Source organism: Streptomyces sp. NPDC001135 (assembly GCF_053598395.1).
Window position 1 is genome coordinate 77,309 of sequence record NZ_JBSFKD010000026.1, and the last position, 15,590, is coordinate 92,898.

At 71.3% G+C, this 15,590-nt stretch carries 16 protein-coding genes; 12 read left to right on the top strand and 4 right to left on the bottom strand.

Features of this window, described 5'->3' with window-relative positions; genetic code table 11:
* Positions 1-234 precede the first annotated feature (234 nt).
* Entirely contained in the window at positions 235-966 is a 732-nt protein-coding gene (locus tag ACWC94_RS28150; protein ID WP_450799906.1) for an SseB family protein, read from the top strand.
* A 1-nt stretch (position 967) separates the two neighbouring features.
* Here the strand turns inward: ACWC94_RS28150 and ACWC94_RS28155 are convergent, their stop codons facing one another.
* The gene (locus ACWC94_RS28155; RefSeq protein ID WP_450799907.1) at positions 968-1,324 is read right to left on the bottom strand and encodes a DUF1844 domain-containing protein; all 357 of its coding nucleotides are present in this window, start codon (positions 1,322-1,324) and stop codon (positions 968-970) included.
* A gap of 379 nt (positions 1,325-1,703) precedes the next feature.
* Here ACWC94_RS28155 and infC point away from each other — a divergent pair, with 379 nt between their 5' ends.
* From infC to ACWC94_RS28205, 10 genes are all read left to right on the top strand, one after another.
* Positions 1,704-2,342, top strand: a complete 639-nt coding sequence (gene infC, locus ACWC94_RS28160; RefSeq protein WP_450800003.1) for a translation initiation factor IF-3 — start codon at positions 1,704-1,706, stop codon at positions 2,340-2,342.
* A 111-nt stretch (positions 2,343-2,453) separates the two neighbouring features.
* Positions 2,454-2,648 (top strand): 50S ribosomal protein L35, encoded by a 195-nt coding sequence (rpmI, locus tag ACWC94_RS28165; protein ID WP_360097938.1) that lies wholly within the window; start codon positions 2,454-2,456, stop codon positions 2,646-2,648.
* 96 nt (positions 2,649-2,744) lie between these two features.
* A complete protein-coding gene (gene rplT / locus ACWC94_RS28170) occupies positions 2,745-3,128 on the top strand; it encodes a 50S ribosomal protein L20 (protein WP_019325184.1) in 384 nt (127 codons plus the stop codon).
* A 202-nt stretch (positions 3,129-3,330) separates the two neighbouring features.
* On the top strand, positions 3,331-4,188 hold the full coding sequence (locus ACWC94_RS28175) for a TrmH family RNA methyltransferase (protein WP_450799908.1): 858 nt from the start codon (positions 3,331-3,333) through the stop codon (positions 4,186-4,188).
* A 50-nt stretch (positions 4,189-4,238) separates the two neighbouring features.
* On the top strand, positions 4,239-5,372 hold the full coding sequence (locus ACWC94_RS28180; protein WP_450799909.1) for an ATP-binding protein: 1,134 nt from the start codon (positions 4,239-4,241) through the stop codon (positions 5,370-5,372).
* 185 nt (positions 5,373-5,557) lie between these two features.
* Complete coding sequence (gene pheS / locus ACWC94_RS28185) at positions 5,558-6,679, top strand: phenylalanine--tRNA ligase subunit alpha (protein WP_450799911.1); 1,122 nt, start codon at positions 5,558-5,560, stop codon at positions 6,677-6,679.
* On the top strand, positions 6,679-9,201 hold the full coding sequence (gene pheT / locus ACWC94_RS28190) for a phenylalanine--tRNA ligase subunit beta (RefSeq protein ID WP_450799912.1): 2,523 nt from the start codon (positions 6,679-6,681) through the stop codon (positions 9,199-9,201). The genes pheS and pheT overlap by 1 nt, the downstream gene beginning before the upstream one ends.
* Before the next feature lie 260 nt (positions 9,202-9,461).
* Positions 9,462-10,532 (top strand): PP2C family protein-serine/threonine phosphatase, encoded by a 1,071-nt coding sequence (locus ACWC94_RS28195; RefSeq protein ID WP_450799914.1) that lies wholly within the window; start codon positions 9,462-9,464, stop codon positions 10,530-10,532.
* A gap of 199 nt (positions 10,533-10,731) precedes the next feature.
* Positions 10,732-12,072 carry a transcriptional regulator gene (locus tag ACWC94_RS28200; RefSeq protein ID WP_450799916.1) on the top strand — a complete coding sequence of 447 codons (1,341 nt, stop codon included), beginning with the start codon at positions 10,732-10,734 and terminating at the stop codon, positions 12,070-12,072.
* A gap of 65 nt (positions 12,073-12,137) precedes the next feature.
* The gene (locus tag ACWC94_RS28205; RefSeq protein ID WP_450799917.1) at positions 12,138-12,674 is read left to right on the top strand and encodes an NUDIX hydrolase; all 537 of its coding nucleotides are present in this window, start codon (positions 12,138-12,140) and stop codon (positions 12,672-12,674) included.
* Here ACWC94_RS28205 and ACWC94_RS28210 read toward each other — a convergent pair.
* Both ACWC94_RS28210 and ACWC94_RS28215 read right to left on the bottom strand, forming a co-directional pair.
* A complete protein-coding gene (locus ACWC94_RS28210; protein WP_450799919.1) occupies positions 12,671-12,928 on the bottom strand; it encodes a hypothetical protein in 258 nt (85 codons plus the stop codon). The genes ACWC94_RS28205 and ACWC94_RS28210 overlap by 4 nt on opposite strands.
* Before the next feature lie 193 nt (positions 12,929-13,121).
* Positions 13,122-13,982, bottom strand: coding sequence for a 3-hydroxybutyryl-CoA dehydrogenase (locus ACWC94_RS28215; RefSeq protein ID WP_450799921.1), 861 nt, complete (start codon positions 13,980-13,982; stop codon positions 13,122-13,124).
* A 170-nt stretch (positions 13,983-14,152) separates the two neighbouring features.
* Here ACWC94_RS28215 and ACWC94_RS28220 point away from each other — a divergent pair, with 170 nt between their 5' ends.
* The gene (locus ACWC94_RS28220) at positions 14,153-15,379 is read left to right on the top strand and encodes a glycoside hydrolase family 10 protein (RefSeq protein ID WP_450799923.1); all 1,227 of its coding nucleotides are present in this window, start codon (positions 14,153-14,155) and stop codon (positions 15,377-15,379) included.
* On the opposite strand, the gene ACWC94_RS28225 is transcribed toward ACWC94_RS28220, so the two are convergent.
* Positions 15,349-15,576 carry a DUF1918 domain-containing protein gene (locus tag ACWC94_RS28225; protein WP_450799924.1) on the bottom strand — a complete coding sequence of 76 codons (228 nt, stop codon included), beginning with the start codon at positions 15,574-15,576 and terminating at the stop codon, positions 15,349-15,351. The genes ACWC94_RS28220 and ACWC94_RS28225 overlap by 31 nt on opposite strands.
* Between the last annotated feature and the right edge of the window lie 14 nt (positions 15,577-15,590).

The following is a 15,590-nucleotide window of genomic DNA, read 5'->3' on the forward strand; positions in this document are numbered from 1 at the left end:
TGCCTCCCTCCCCGCCCCGGCCGAGAGGGACCGGGGTCGCCGCCGACGATACGGCCGGCGTGCCCGTGCGCGCACGACGGCCACGGCGGGCTCCGGGGGACTCCATGGCCGCGATGCTCGGGGGCGGGCTGTGCGCCGCGTGGGACGGATGTGACAGGGGGGTCGAAGAACGCTGAGATCCCGGTGCAGGCTTCCGTGCGGCGGGCCGGTGACGTGCCTATAGGGTCGGTGACCGTGGCGAACAAGAACATTCCCGACCCCGGCTTCTCCGACGACGACGGCTCCGCCGACCCCCGGCTGAGCGCCGCGCTCGCCGCCTGGGCCGAGGACCGCAGCGCCGTCGGGCCCGTGCTCGAGGCGCTGAAGGGCGCCCGCCTGCTCGTCCCCGTCGTCGCCGTACTCGGCGAGGTCGAGGAGGACGAGAACGGGCTGCGCCGCGAGAAGACCAGCGACATGGCCGTACCCACCCTGAAGGCCGGCCACCGCACCGCCCTGCCCGCCTTCACCTGCACCGACTCCCTCGCCCGCTGGGACCCCGAGGCCCGCCCGGTCGCCGTGCCCCTGCACCAGGCGCTGCAGGCCGCCGCCCACGAGAAGGCCGACACGGTCGTGCTGGACCTCGCCGGACCGGTGCCGTTCGAGCTGACCGGCCCGGTGCTGCTCGCCCTCGCCGAGGGCCGTACCAGCACCGACCCGCTCGCCGACCCGGCCGTGATCGAAGCCGTCCGTACGGCGGTGGCGGCGGAGCCCGCCGTGCTGCGCGCGCATGTGGGGCCCGGACGGGCCGACGGCACCCTCGCCCTCGTCCTCGACCCGGCCGCGGCGCCCGCCGAGGCCGCCCGTGCGGTCGCCGAGCGCCTCGCCGCCGACGAAACACTGAGGGCCCGCCTGGTGCGCGGCCTCGACCTGGCACTGCTGCCGGCCGGGACCACGCCTCCGGGCGAGCCCCTGTACGTGAAGGAGTAGGTCAGCCGTAGACGGGGCCGGTGTACTTCTCGCCCGGCCCCTGGCCCGGCTCGTCCGGGACGACCGACGCCTCGCGGAACGCCAGCTGCAGCGACTTCAGGCCGTCGCGCAGCGGGGCCGCGTGGAAGGAGCTGATCTCGGTCGTGCTCGCGTCCAGCAGGCCGGCGAGCGCGGTGATCAGCTTGCGGGCCTCGTCCAGGTCCTTGTACTTCTCGCCCTCCTCGCTCAGCCCGAGCTTCACGGCGGCGGCGCTCATCAGGTTGACGGCGACCGTCACGATCACCTCGACGGCGGGGACCTCGGCGATGTCCCGGGTCATCGCGTCGAAGTCGGGGTTCTCAGGAGGGGTCTCACTCATGCCCCACACCATAGGCGGTACTCCGGCGAGGTCTCCGATTAGCCCTTCCCCGGCGGTCCTGCTAACCTTGTGTAACGACCGGCTGGACAGCCCTGTGAACAACAGAGCGTCCGGCCCACAAGTGGAGGCTCCGATCTCCCACCTGACCGTCCTCCGGGACGGCGGGTCACCCGGTCAGGCGGCCACCATCGTTCCGTACGGACGATGGAGTCGCCCGAGTTGCGCCCCGCGGTCACCGCGGCGGTGCTCCGGTTGTCATTGGAGCCCCGCCTGTGATCGTCCGGGGCATTTTTTGTGCGTCGGCGCGGTTAGGTCTTACGAACAAAGACGTTACGCGGCTGTCCGCCAGACCGTCGCGTGGTGCTACCGAGGAGGATCCATCAGCGCCGAGCCCCGCATCAACGACCGGATTCGCGTTCCCGAGGTGCGACTTGTCGGTCCCAGTGGTGAGCAGGTGGGCATCGTCCCGCTCGCGAAGGCACTGGAGCTTGCGCAGGAGTACGACCTGGACCTGGTCGAGGTCGCGGCGAACGCCCGTCCGCCCGTGTGCAAGCTCATGGACTACGGGAAGTTCAAGTACGAGTCGGCCATGAAGGCCCGTGAGGCGCGCAAGAACCAGGCGCACACGGTCATCAAGGAGATGAAGCTCCGGCCGAAGATCGACCCGCACGACTATGACACCAAGAAGGGTCACGTCGTCCGGTTCCTCAAGCAGGGCGACAAGGTCAAGATCACGATCATGTTCCGTGGTCGCGAGCAGTCCCGGCCCGAACTGGGCTACCGACTGCTGCAGCGCCTCGCGGAGGACGTCCAGGACCTCGGCTTCGTGGAGTCGAACCCGAAGCAGGACGGCCGGAACATGATCATGGTCCTCGGTCCGCACAAGAAGAAGACCGAGGCGATGGCCGAGGCCCGTCAGGCGCAGGAGGCCCGCAAGGCCGAAGCGAAGGCGAACCCCGGCCGGTCGCAGAACCCTGCCGAGGCCGAGGCGCCGTCCGAGGAGCCTGCCGAGGCGTGATCCCGGGGGACTCACGTCCCCGAGGATGTAACCGATAGAAGAACGACGCTCCACCGTGCCCGGTTTCGCGACCGGGCACCGGAGCGCCACCGACGAGGAGAGAACGGCGCTATGCCGAAGAACAAGTCGCACAGCGGTGCCAGCAAGCGCTTCAAGGTCACCGGCTCCGGCAAGGTGCTCCGCGAGCGCGCCGGCAAGCGCCACCTGCTCGAGAGGAAGTCGTCCCGCATCACGCGTCGCCTCACCGGCAACGCCGAGATGGCCCCGGGCGACGCCGCGAAGATCAAGAAGCTTCTCGGCAAGTGACGCGGCGGCGCTCTGAGCGCCGTGCGTCTGGACCGGGACCGAATCGATTCCGGGTCGTGTGAGTACCCCCACGACCCCGCTACAAGGAGTTAACAAGTGGCACGCGTCAAGCGGGCAGTCAACGCCCACAAGAAGCGCCGGGCGATCCTCGAGCAGGCCTCCGGCTACCGCGGTCAGCGTTCGCGCCTGTACCGCAAGGCCAAGGAGCAGGTCACCCACTCGCTGGTCTACAACTACAACGACCGCAAGAAGCGCAAGGGCGACTTCCGTCAGCTGTGGATCCAGCGCATCAACGCCGCTGCCCGCGCCAACGGCATCACCTACAACCGCTTCATCCAGGGTCTGAAGGCCGCGAACATCGAGGTCGACCGCAAGATCCTGGCCGAGCTGGCCGTCAACGACGCCGGCGCGTTCGCCGCGCTCGTCGAGGTCGCGCAGAAGGCGCTGCCGTCGGACGTCAACGCGCCCAAGGCTGCGTGACGCTGCGCCGGCCCTAGCCGCCGACGTTCACTGCAGGACCCGCAGGCTTTTATGGCTTGCGGGTCCTGTTGTTGAGGTGGGCTGTGGCGGTCGTTCGGCTGCGGGTCCGTCGTGGCTTGTCGCGCAGTCCCCGCGCCCCTGGGGGGTTGCAGTTGCGCAACCCCCGCCTCAGCCCGCGATCTCCTGAAAGTGAAGAGCAAGGATGCCCACCCCCGAGCTGATCTCCCCCCGCTCCTCCCGTGTCGCCGCCGCCCGTCGGCTGGCGAAGCGGAACTTCCGGGGCAAGGACCGGCTGTTTCTCGCGGAGGGGCCGCAGGCTGCGCGGGAGGCCGCCGGGCACCGGGGTGCGGACGGCACCCCCACCCTCGTCGAGCTGTTCGCCACCGTCGAGGCCGCAGAGCGGTACGCCGACATCATCGGGGAGGCGCGCAGCGCCGGCGCCCGGGTGCACCTCGCCTCCGAGGACGTCATCGCGGACATCTCCACCACCGTCACCCCGCAGGGCCTGGTCGGGCTCTGCCGTTTCCTGGACACACCGTTCGAGGAGATCCTCGCCGCCCGGCCGAAGCTGGTCGCCGTCCTCGCGCACGTCCGCGACCCCGGGAACGCCGGGACCGTGCTGCGGTGCGCCGACGCCGCCGGAGCCGAGGCCGTGATCCTCACCGACGCCTCCGTCGACCTGTACAACCCCAAGGCCGTGCGCGCCTCCGTCGGATCCCACTTCCATCTGCCCGTCGCCGTGGGCGTCCCCGTCGAGCGGGCCGTGGCAGGGCTGAAGAGCGCCGGTGTGCGGATCCTGGCCGCCGACGGCGCCGGAACCGACGATCTCGACGCCGAACTCGACAAGGGCAGCATGGGCGGACCCACCGCCTGGGTGTTCGGCAACGAGGCCTGGGGGCTCCCGGAGGAGACCCGCGCCCTCGCCGACGCCGTCGTCCGCGTCCCCATCCACGGAAAGGCCGAGAGCCTGAACCTCGCCACGGCCGCCGCCGTATGTCTCTACGCGTCGGCCCGTGCACAGCGCGCCTCCGGAGGCTGCCGCTCCGTCACCGACAGCTAGTAGGGTGACCAGCTCGGAGCCCTGCGCCGTCTGAGAGGTGGGGTACGCGGATGAGTGTGGCCGGCACGAGCACCGCGCCGGGGGGACGGGATGCGCGGCGCACAGCCGTGCCCCGGCAGGGCGGTTCCGCGGACCTCGACCCCGACCAGCTGCCCGACGGCCTCGTCGTCGCCGACGAGCACGGCCGCGTGGTCTGCTTCAACGCCGCCGCCGCCCGCATCACCGCCGTACCCGCCGCCGACGTCCTCGGGCAGCCCCTGGAGAAGGCGCTGCCCCTGGAGGACCTGGAGGGGCGCCGCTGGTGGCAGCTCACCGATCCCTACGGGGGGCTGGCGATCCGTACCCGGCAGCCGGAGCGCAACCTGCTGCTGCCCGGCGTGCGGGAAGTGCTCGTCTGCGCCCGCTACGTGCGCGCCGAGCCCCTCGGCCCCGTACAGCGCGTCGTCGTCTCGCTGCGGGACACCGAGGCCCGCCGCCGTACCGAGCGCAGCCACGCCGAGCTGATCGCGACGGTCGCCCACGAGCTGCGCTCGCCCCTGACCTCGGTGAAGGGCTTCACCGCGACGCTCCTCGCCAAGTGGGAACGCTTCACCGACGACCAGAAGCGGCTGATGCTGGAGACCGTCGACGCCGACGCCGACCGCGTGACCCGGCTCATCGCCGAGCTGCTCGACATCTCGCGGATCGACTCCGGGCGCCTGGAGGTACGCCGGCAGCCCGTCGACATCGGGGCCGCCGTCTCCCGGCACATCCAGGCGTACGTCGCCGCCGGCCAGCCCGCCGGCCGCTTCCTGCTGCGCATCGAACAGCCGCTGCCCGCCCTGTGGGCCGACCCCGACAAGATCGACCAGGTCCTCAGCAACCTCATCGAAAATGCCGTGCGGCACGGCGAGGGAACCGTCACCATTGACGTCACGCCCTGCGCATCCCCGCGCGAGGGCGAGGAAACCGGCACGTCGGTCACGGTGAGCGACGAGGGCCCCGGCATCCCGGAGGAGTCCATGAACCGCGTCTTCACCCGCTTCTGGCGGGGCAGCAAACGCGGCGGCACGGGCCTCGGGCTGTACATCGTCAAGGGCATCGTCGAGGCCCACGGCGGCACCATCACGGTCGGCCGCGCCGTCCGTGGCGGCGCCGAGTTCCGATTTACCCTGCCCGTGAGCGCACCGGCGTACCTCGCCTGAGAACGCCTGAGCAGCCCGCGGGCGCATTCGTCTGCCTCCACCCCGTTAGACTCGGCCTTTGGCACCTTTGTGTCCTTCACACGGCCCTCAGCAAGCCCTCAGCAAGCGCGGAGTCGGTGACGGGGACCATCCGCCAGGGGGCACCTCCCAGCGTCAGCTGGGGACAATCGGAAGCACGGGAAGAGATGTCGGCACCCAATAAGTCGTACGACCCAGTCGAGGTCGAGGCGTTGAAACCGGAAGAGATCGAGCGCATGCGGGACGAGGCGCTCGCCGCCTTCGCCGCCGCGGACTCCCTCGACGCGCTCCACGAGGCCAAGGTCGCCCACACCGGCCCCGCCTCCCCGCTGGCCCTCGCCAACCGCGAGATCGGCGCCCTGCCCCCGCACGCCAAGGCGGAGGCCGGCAAGCGCGTCGGCATGGCCCGCGGCGCCGTGAACAAGGGCCTCGCCGCCCGCCAGACCGAGCTGGAGGCCGAGCGCGACGCCCGTGTGCTCGTCGAGGAGGACGTCGACGTCACGCTGCCGTACGACCGCGTACCGGCCGGCGCCCGCCACCCGCTGACCACGCTGTCGGACCGCATCGAGGACATCTTCGTGGCCATGGGCTACGAGGTCGCCGAGGGTCCGCAGGTCGAGGCTGAGTGGTTCAACTTCGACGCCCTGAACATCGGCCCGGACCACCCGGCCCGCGGCGAGGCCGACACCTTCTTCGTGCAGGGCCCGGACGGTGGCACCGAGTCCGGCGTCGTGCTGCGCACGCACACCTCGCCCGTGCAGATCCGCTCGCTGCTCGACCGTGAGCTGCCGGTCTACGTGATCTGCCCCGGCGTCGTCTACCGCACCGACGAGCTGGACGCCACCCACACCCCGGTCTTCCGCCAGGTCGAGCTGCTCGCCGTGGACGAGGGCCTGACCATGGCCGACCTCAAGGGCACCCTGGACCACATGGTCCAGTCCCTGTTCGGCGAGGGCATGAAGACCCGGCTGCGGCCGAACTTCTTCCCCTTCACCGAGCCGAGCGCCGAGATGGACATGCTCTGCTACGTCTGCAAGGGCGAGTCCGTCGGCAACCCCGACCGTCCCTGCCGCACCTGCTCCAGCGAGGGCTGGATCGAGCTCGGCGGCTGCGGCATGGTCAACCCGCGGGTGCTCACCGCCTGCGGCGTCGACCCGGAGAAGTACAGCGGCTTCGCCTTCGGGTTCGGCATCGAGCGGATGCTGATGTTCCGCCACAACGTCGAGGACATGCGAGACATGGTCGAGGGTGACGTCCGGTTCACCCGGCCGTTCGGGATGGAGATCTGATGCGGGTCCCGCTTTCTTGGCTGCGGGAGTACGTCGACCTGCCGGCGACGGAAACCGGCCGCGACGTCCAGGAGAAGCTCGTCTCGGCCGGCCTGGAGGTCGAGACCGTCGAACACCTCGGCGCCGACCTCAAGGGCCCGCTGGTCGTCGGCCAGGTCCTGACGATCGAGGAACTGACGGAGTTCAAGAAGCCGATCCGCTTCTGCACCGTCGACGTCGGCCAGGCCAACGGCACGGGTGAGCCCCAGGAGATCGTCTGCGGCGCCCGCAACTTCGCGGTCGGCGACAAGGTCGTGGTCGTCCTTCCCGGCGCCACGCTGCCCGGCGGCTTCTCCATCGCCGCCCGCAAGACCTACGGCAAGACGTCCCACGGCATGATCTGCTCCAGCGACGAGCTGGGCATGGGCGACGACGGCAACCACGGCATCATCGTGCTGCCGCCGGAGACCGAGGTCGGCAAGGACGCCATCGAGCTGCTGGAGCTCGTCGACGAGGTCCTGGACATCGCCGTCACCGCCAACCGCGGCGACTGCCTGTCCATCCGCGGCGTCGCCCGCGAGGCCGCCATCGCCTACGGCCTGCCGCTGCGCGACCCGGCCCTGATCGACGTGCCGGCCCCGAACGCCTTCGGCTACCCGGTCCAGGTCTCCGATCCGTTCGGCTGCGACCGCTTCACCGCCCGCACGGTCACCGGTCTGCGCCCCGAGGCCCGCTCCCCGATCTGGCTGCAGCGCCGGCTGCAGAAGGTCGGCATGCGCCCGATCTCGCTCGCCGTCGACGTCACCAACTACGTGATGATGGAGCTGGGCCAGCCGCTGCACGCCTACGACCGCACGCTGGTCCAGGGCACCATCGGTGTGCGCCGGGCCCAGGAGGGCGAGAAGCTCGTCACCCTCGACGGCGTCGAGCGCAAGCTGCACGCCGAGGACCTGGTCATCACCGACGACCGCGGCCCCATCGGTCTCGCCGGTGTCATGGGCGGCGCCAACACGGAGATCGCCGACCACGAGATCACCGAGGACGGGACGAACGGCACGACCGACGTGGTGATCGAGGCGGCCCACTTCGACGCCGTCTCGATCGCCCGTACGGCCCGCCGGCACAAGCTGCTGTCCGAGGCGTCCCGCCGCTTCGAGCGCGGCGTCGACCCGCAGGCCGCCGCGGCCGCCGCGCAGCGCACCGTGGACCTGCTGGTGCTGCTCGCGGGCGGCACGGCCGAGGCCGGTGTCACCGAGGTCATCGCGCCCTCGGCCCCGCACACCATCACCGTGCCGGCCGACCACCCGGACAAGGTGGCGGGTGTCGTCTACGGCCGTGAGACGGTCGTGCGCCGCCTGCAGGAGGTCGGCTGCGACGTGTACGGGCAGGACGAGCTGATCGTCACCGTCCCGTCCTGGCGGCCCGACCTCGTGGACCCGAACGACCTGGCCGAAGAGGTCATCCGCCTCGAGGGCTACGAGAACCTGCCCTCCACGCTGCCCAAGCTTCCCTCGGGCCGCGGTCTGACCCACCGCCAGCGGCTGCACCGCCGGGTCGGCCGCGCGCTGGCCGGAGCGGGCTACGTCGAGGCGCCGAACTACCCCTTCGTCAGCGAGCAGGTCTTCGACCAGCTCGGCCTGGACTCCGACGATCCGGCACGCCGTGTCGTCAAGCTGGTCAACCCGCTCAGCGACGAGGAGCCCGCGCTCCGCACGACGCTGCTGCCGGGTCTGCTGGGTGCCCTGCGGCGCAATGACGGCCGGGGCTCGCACGACCTGGCCCTGTTCGAGACCGGGCTGGTGTTCCACCCCGTTCAGGAGCAGCGTGTCGCCGGGCATCTGCCGGTCGACCGGCGTCCCACCGACGACGAGATCGCCGCGCTGAACGCCGCGCTGCCCGAGCAGCCGCGGCACGTGGCCGTCGTCCTCGCGGGCGCTCGTGAGCAGGCCGGCTGGTGGGGCAAGGGCCGTCCGTCGGGCTGGGCCGACGCCGTCGAGGCGGGACGGGCCGTCGCACGGGAAGCCGGTGCCGAGCTGATCGTCCGCAAGGGCCAGTACGGTCCGTGGCACCCCGGCCGCTGCGCCGAGCTGGTGGCCGTCGCCGACGGCGCGGAGAAGGTCGTGGGCCACGCGGGCGAACTGCACCCGCGGGTCCTCAAGGCCCTGGGCCTGCCCGAGCGCACCTGCGCGATGGAGCTGAACCTGGACGCCCTGGAGGCGGCGGGCAACGGTGCCCCGCAGGCGCCGAGCATCTCCACGTTCCCGGTCGCCACGCAGGACGTCGCCCTCGTGGTCGACCTGCCCGTCCCGGCCGCGGAGGTCGAGGCGGCGCTGCGGGAAGGCGCGGGGGAGCTTCTGGAGTCCATCCGGCTGTTCGACGTCTACGAGAACGCCGAGCAGTTGGGGGACGGGAAGAAGTCGCTGGCGTATGCCTTGCGCTTCCGCGCGGGTGACCGGACGCTGACCGTGGACGAGGCGTCCGCCGCTCGGGACGCGGCGGTCGCGCTTGCGGGCGAGCGGACCGGGGCCGTGCTGCGGGGCTAGTTCGCCCAGGGGACGGGGAACTGCTCGGTTCGGCGGCCTCGGGTGGTTCGTGGCTTCTCGCGCAGTTCCCCGCGCCCCCTGCGGGGCGTCTGCCCCCACCGCCAGCTGCATAAATGCAGGTTGGCTGGGGTGGTCTCACTCGTTCGGGTGGTCATCGGAGGTGATCCGGTCCGCCCGGAGGCCTGCCGTGGACAGAATCGGACCGGCCTTTCGGGGTCGGTCCGTCTGCTCTGTCAGGGCCCACTTGGGGGACCAGAGGCATGAACCGCATCAAGGCACGGGCGCCCACCGCGCGTGGAGTCGTACTGACCATGGTCTGGGGCGCCGTGGCGGTCGGCTACAAGTGGGGCTGCCCCATCGCCCGGCAGGACGGGTTCGGCGCGCGCGTCGTCACCAGCGCCGTGTTCTTCGCCGTCGGCGCCGGGCTGATAGTCCATGTCCGCCGCGCGCTGCTGCGTGAGCTGAGGCAGGCCCGCCGGGTGGCCCGGGCCGCGCAGAGCGTCGTCCTGCGTCCGCTGCCGCCCCGCCTCGACGGGCTGGTCCTCGCCGCCGCCCAGCTGTCCGCGGAGCGCGGCGCGTGCGTCGGCGGCGACCTGTACGAGGCGATCGCCACCGAGCACGGGGTGCGGGTGGTGATGGGGGACGTACGCGGGCACGGTCTGGCCGCCCTCGGCACCGTCGCCGCCGTCCTCGGCAGCTTCCGCGAGGCCGCGCACGACGAGCCCGAACTCGGCGGCGTCCTGCGTCGGCTGGAGCGCGCCCTCGCCCGGCACCTGCGGGAACGGGCCCGCTGCGAACACCCCGCGCACGGCGGTCCGGACCCCGACCACCCGGTCGCCGAGGAGTTCGTCACCCTCCTGCTCCTGGAGATCGACCGGGAGGGCGGGCTGCGGGCGCTCAACTGCGGCCATCCCTGGCCGTACCTGCTCCGCGATGACGGGGTCGAGCCGCTGACCCATGGCGACCCGCTTCCGCCGCTCGGGCCGTTCCCCCTGCCGACGGCACTGGACGCCCGTTTCTGCGGACAACTGCTTCCCGGGGACTTCCTGGTGCTCTACACGGACGGGGTGGAGGACGCCCGGGACAGCCGGGGCCGGTTCTTCTCGCTGCCGAGGACCCTGCGTGAAGCCGTAGGGGACACCCCCGTCTCCCCCCAGACGATCCTGTGCACTCTGTTCACGGCGCTCCTGCACCACTCGGGCGGCAAACCGGCGGACGACATAGCTCTCCTGGTGCTACGGAACGACCGCACGAGGGGCAAGCTGTCCTGCCCAGGGGCGCGGGGAACCGCGCGCCCGGCCACGGACAACCCGCAGACAACCCACCGTTAGCCGTACCCCGTAGTCGCCCGGCCCGGCCAAGCCACCGCTTTTTCGAGGGGGAGCCGGCGGCTTGGCCGGGTCCCCAGTCAACCGGCGGAACACGCTGAGCGACACCGCGTGTACAGCCCGGATGCGAGCACTCCGTTCACACCCCGTGTGAAGACGGAGCCACTACGCTGACCGCACCAGGCCACTCGGGGGGCATCCCATGCAGCCCAACACTCTGCTCGACGCGATCCTGGACGAGGCGGGGATCTCGCACGCCGGCCTCGCCGCCCACGTCAACCAGGCGGGCCGGAGACGGGGCCTCGTGCTCCGGTACGAACACACCGCCGTGGCACGCTGGTTGAAGGGGCAGCGGCCGCGCGGCCAGGTGCCCGACCTGATCTGCGAAGTGCTGGCCGCGCGCCTGCACCGGCCGGTCACCCTGGACGACATCGGCCTGGGAGTGCCGGGTGAGCCGAGTACCCCGCACACCGGTTCGCTCAACGGGTTCGTCGAACGCGCCACCGCCCTGTGGCGTTCCGACGAACAGCAGCGGCCGCATGTGCTGGGTGCTCCCGCCGTCACCGGCACCCCGGCCGTCATGCCGGTGTGGGAGTGGGAGAACCCGCCCGAGGACGTCGACGTCTCGCGCGGCGGCCGGCACCGGGTCACCGCGGCCGACATCGACATGCTGCGGTCCGCGCGGACGCACTACGAGCAGATGTACCGCAAGGCCGGCGGCATCGCGACCCGGACGCGGATCGTCGGCTTCCTGAACGCGGAGGCGGCGCCGCTGCTGCGCGGCAGCTACACCGACGCCACCGGGCGCCAACTGCACCGGGCCACGGGCGGACTGGTGGCCATCGCGGGCATCTGCGCCTACGACTCCGACGCCCACGGTCTCGCGCAGCGCTACTTCCACCAGGCCCTCAGGCTCGCGAAGGCGAGCGGGGACCGGGGACTTGGCGCCTACGTCATAGCGCTGCTGGTCAACCAGTCGCTGTTCATGCGGGAGTACCGGCAGGCCGTCGCCTTCGCCGAGGCCGCGCTGCGGGCCGCCGGCAGGCACATCACCCCGGCGCTCGGCTCGGACCTGTACGCGATGCAGGCCAAGGCCTACGCCCACCTCGGCGACTCCGGCAGCGCCCTGTCCTGCATCCGGCGCGCGGAGCAGGCGGCCGAGCGGATCCGGCGCGGCTACGAACCCGACGAGACCGGCTATGTCCAGCCGGGCCTGGTCAACGTGCAGGTGGCCGAGGCGCTGCTGAGCCTCGGCGAGCTGGCCGCCGCCCGGGAGCACGCCGCGGCGGCGGTCGACAACCCCGCCCACGACCGGGGGCGGGTGCACCGGCTGGCCATGCTCAGCACCATCGAGCTGCGCCAGGGCAACGCGGACAAGGCGGTGGCCACCGCCGTGCAGATGGCCGAGCAGGCCCGCGGGATGGAGTCCCAGCGGCTGCGCGACAGACTCCGCGCGGTACGCGAACACCTGGTGCGCTGTGGCTCGGCCGGGACCGCCGAGGCCGCCGAACTCATCGACGGGGCACTGCGCGTACCGCTGTAGGCCCCCTGTAGGTGCACAGTCCCTGCTGCGATATTGCCACTTACTCGGCGGAAGGTGGCAGAACCGTGCAGTGGACGAAACAGAACGAACAAACTGTGTATGCGAACCGCTGGTTCAGCGTCAATCTCGCGGATGTCGAGCTGCCGGACGGCCGGCACCTCGACCACTTCCTGATCCGGCTGCGGCCCGTGGCCGTGGCCACGGTCGTCAACGACGCCAACGAGGTCCTGCTGCTGTGGCGGCACCGGTTCATCACCGACAGCTGGGGATGGGAACTGGCCGCGGGTGTCGTGGAGGACGGCGAGGACATCGCGAGCGCCGCTGCCAGAGAACTGGAGGAGGAGACCGGCTGGCGGCCGGGGCCCCTGCACCACCTCATGAGCGTGGAGCCGTCCAACGGCCTCACCGACGCCCGGCACCACATCTACTGGTCCGACCGGGGCGAGTACCTCGGGCACCCCGTGGACGACTTCGAGTCGGACCGCCGGGAGTGGGTTCCCCTCAAACTCGTCCCCGACCTGGTCGCCCGTGGGGAGGTCCCGGCCGCCAACATGGCGGCCGCGTTACTCCTGCTGCACCACCTCAGGCTCGCCGAGGGCTAGCGGGCCAGCGCCTGCCAGACCGTCACGACCACCGCTGCGAGTGCCGTGAGCGCGGCGACCGAGGGCAAGGGCCAGCGTGCGTGTTCCAGGGAGACCATCCGGGAGTTGAGCTCGTCCACTTCCTTCGCGGTCTCCCTGGTGCGGTGACTGAGCAGCGCCAGCCCTCCCTCGACGCGGGCGTACGCGACGTCGAGGCGGCGACGTAACTCTGCGAGTTCCTCCTGGACCACGGAATGATCGGAATCTGTGGTCACGTCTTCGTTCCTCTCTGTGGCCGAATGTGGTCCTCCACATCCGTTGCATGGGCATGAAGAGTCAACTCGCCTGGTGGGTGCGTGGGGAGCGTGTGCGAGGGGCATATGCGAGCCCGGCGCGCACACGGTGTGTGAAACGGACGGGCCCGGCACCGAGTTCGGTGCCGGGCCCGTAAGGCGTAGCTCTGTGTGATCAGCCGTAGGTGTAGAAGCCCGAGCCGGTCTTCCGTCCGAGCCGGCCCGCCTCGACCATGCGCTGGAGCAGCGGGGGAGCGGCGTACAGCGGCTCCTTGTACTCGGCGTACATCGAGTTGGCGATGGAGACGATGGTGTCCAGGCCGATCAGGTCGGACAGCTTCAGCGGGCCCATCGGGTGGGCGCAGCCCATCTCCATGCCGTTGTCGATGTCCTCACGGCTGGCGATGCCCGACTCGAACATCCGGATCGCGGAGAGCAGGTACGGCACGAGCAGCGCGTTCACCACGAAGCCGGAGCGGTCCTGGGCGCGGATGGCGTGCTTGCCGAGCGCCTTCTCGGCGAAGACCTGGGCGCGGCTGAGGGTGCCCTCGGAGGTGGTGAGCGCCGGGATCAGCTCGACGAGCTTCTGCACCGGGGCCGGGTTGAAGAAGTGGATGCCGACCACGTGGTCGGGGCGGGACGTGGCGACCGCCAGCTTCACCAGCGGGATCGAGGAGGTGTTGGAGGCGAGGATCGCGTCCGGGCGGGTCACCACCTGGTCGAGCACCTGGAAGATCTCCGTCTTCACCTGCTCGTTCTCCACGACGGCCTCGATCACGAGGTCGCGGTCGGCGAACTCGCCGAGGTCCGTGGTGAAGCTGAGGCGCGCCTGGGTGGCGTCCCGCTCCTCCTCGGTGATCTTGCCGCGCTCGGCGGCCTTGGCCAGGGAGTTGAGCAGCCGGGTACGGCCGATCTCCAAGGCCTCGCCGGTGGTCTCGGCGACCTTCACGTCCAGTCCCGCGCGGGCGCACACCTCGGCGATGCCCGCGCCCATCTGGCCGCAGCCCACGACTCCGACGCGCTCGATGTCGGTCACATCGTCCCCTTCGCTGCTTTTGTCGGCTCTCGGCAGACCTCCGGGTTCGGTGGCTGCTCCGATCGTGCACGTTACCGCCAAGTATCGATGATCGATCGCCCGGGTCGGTGCATCCTGGGGCGCGGAACGATCCGTGACGGAGCGGATCCGTTGGGTACGGGGGTGTGCGGATGGGGCGGCCGGCACGGCGGGCCTTCACCCTGGCGGCGCTGTCGCCGCTGGTCACGGCGCCGTTCGCGGTCGCGGCACCGCCTCGTCGGCCGCGCGCGACCGCCGAGATGCGGGGCATGTGGATCGCGACGGTGTCCAATCGGGACTGGCCGTCCCGGCCCGGCCTCACCGCGGCCGCGCAGCGCGGGGAACTGGTCGCCCACCTCGACAGGGCGGCCCGCGACCGGCTCAACACGGTCGTCCTCCAGGTACGGCCCACCGCCGACGCCCTGTGGCCGTCACCGTACGAGCCCTGGTGCGAGTACCTCACCGGTACCCAGGGCCGCGACCCCGGCTGGGACCCGCTCGGCACCGCCGTCCAGGAGGCGCACGCCCGGGGGCTGGAGCTGCACGCCTGGTTCAATCCGTACCGGATCGCGAACCACGCCGACCCCGGCCGGCTCGACGCCTCGCACCCGGCCCGCGAGCACCCCGACTGGGTGGTGCCGTACGGCGGGAAGCTGTACTACAACCCCGGCCTGCCGGAGATCCGCGCCTTCGTCCAGCAGGCGATCCTCGACGCCGTCGCCAGGTACCCGGTCGACGCCGTCCACTTCGACGACTACTTCTACCCGTACCCGGTCGCCGGGCAGACCTTCGACGACGATGACGCCTACGACCGGTACGGCGGCGACTTCTCCAGCCGGGCCGCCTGGCGCCGGGACAACGTCGACACGCTGGTGCGGGAGACGGCCGCCGGCATCCGGCGGGTCCGGCCCGGCACCCGGTTCGGGATCAGCCCCTTCGGGGTCTGGCGCAACGCCTCCACCGACCCGCGCGGCTCGGACACCCGGGCGGGCGTGCAGACGTACGACGACCTGCACGCGGACACCCGCACCTGGGTGCGCGAGCAGTGGATCGACTACATCGTCCCGCAGCTGTACTGGAACATCGGCTTCGCCGCCGCCGACTACGCGCGGCTGGTCGACTGGTGGGCGTCGGTCGCGCAGGGCACCGGGACACACCTGTACCTCGGCGAGGCCCTGTACAAGGCCGGGGCCGCCGGGCAGCCCTCGGCCTGGCAGGACCCGGTCGAGCTGTCCCGGCACCTCACCCTCGCCGCTCGCCACCCGCAGGTGCGCGGGCATGTGTTCTTCGCCGCCAAGGACGTGGCGGCCGACCCGATCGGGGCGATGTCACGCGTGATCGCCGACCACTACGGCCGATCGGCGATGCCGCCCCGTTGATCCATCGTCGGCTTGTCCCGGTGCTTGACCTGGCAGTCGGGTCCCGGGGACATGATCGCCTCGTGCCCGTCCTCGAACCGGACGCGGTACGGCGGATTGCCCTCGGAACCGAGCACTTCGACTACTTCAGAGACCTGGTCGTGTTGGCCGACCACCCTGCCGTGCTGGACAAGACGGTCGCCCTTGGATGCACGCATCTGCAGGCCCTCCT

What these genes read in the sequence shown, in the direction of transcription:
- ACWC94_RS28180 (WP_450799909.1), top strand. Translation starts at nt 4,239, where the DNA reads ATGAGTGTGGCCGGCACGAGCACCGCGCCGGGGGGACGGGATGCGCGG.
- rpmI (WP_360097938.1), top strand. Translation starts at nt 2,454, where the DNA reads ATGCCGAAGAACAAGTCGCACAGCGGTGCCAGCAAGCGCTTCAAGGTC.
- ACWC94_RS28225 (WP_450799924.1), bottom strand. Translation starts at nt 15,576, where the DNA reads ATGCGTGCATCCAAGGGCGACCGTCTTGTCCAGCACGGCAGGGTGGTC.
- ACWC94_RS28195 (WP_450799914.1), top strand. Translation starts at nt 9,462, where the DNA reads ATGAACCGCATCAAGGCACGGGCGCCCACCGCGCGTGGAGTCGTACTG.
- ACWC94_RS28155 (WP_450799907.1), bottom strand. Translation starts at nt 1,324, where the DNA reads ATGAGTGAGACCCCTCCTGAGAACCCCGACTTCGACGCGATGACCCGG.
- pheS (WP_450799911.1), top strand. Translation starts at nt 5,558, where the DNA reads ATGTCGGCACCCAATAAGTCGTACGACCCAGTCGAGGTCGAGGCGTTG.
- pheT (WP_450799912.1), top strand. Translation starts at nt 6,679, where the DNA reads ATGCGGGTCCCGCTTTCTTGGCTGCGGGAGTACGTCGACCTGCCGGCG.
- ACWC94_RS28200 (WP_450799916.1), top strand. Translation starts at nt 10,732, where the DNA reads ATGCAGCCCAACACTCTGCTCGACGCGATCCTGGACGAGGCGGGGATC.
- ACWC94_RS28220 (WP_450799923.1), top strand. Translation starts at nt 14,153, where the DNA reads ATGGGGCGGCCGGCACGGCGGGCCTTCACCCTGGCGGCGCTGTCGCCG.
- ACWC94_RS28175 (WP_450799908.1), top strand. Translation starts at nt 3,331, where the DNA reads ATGCCCACCCCCGAGCTGATCTCCCCCCGCTCCTCCCGTGTCGCCGCC.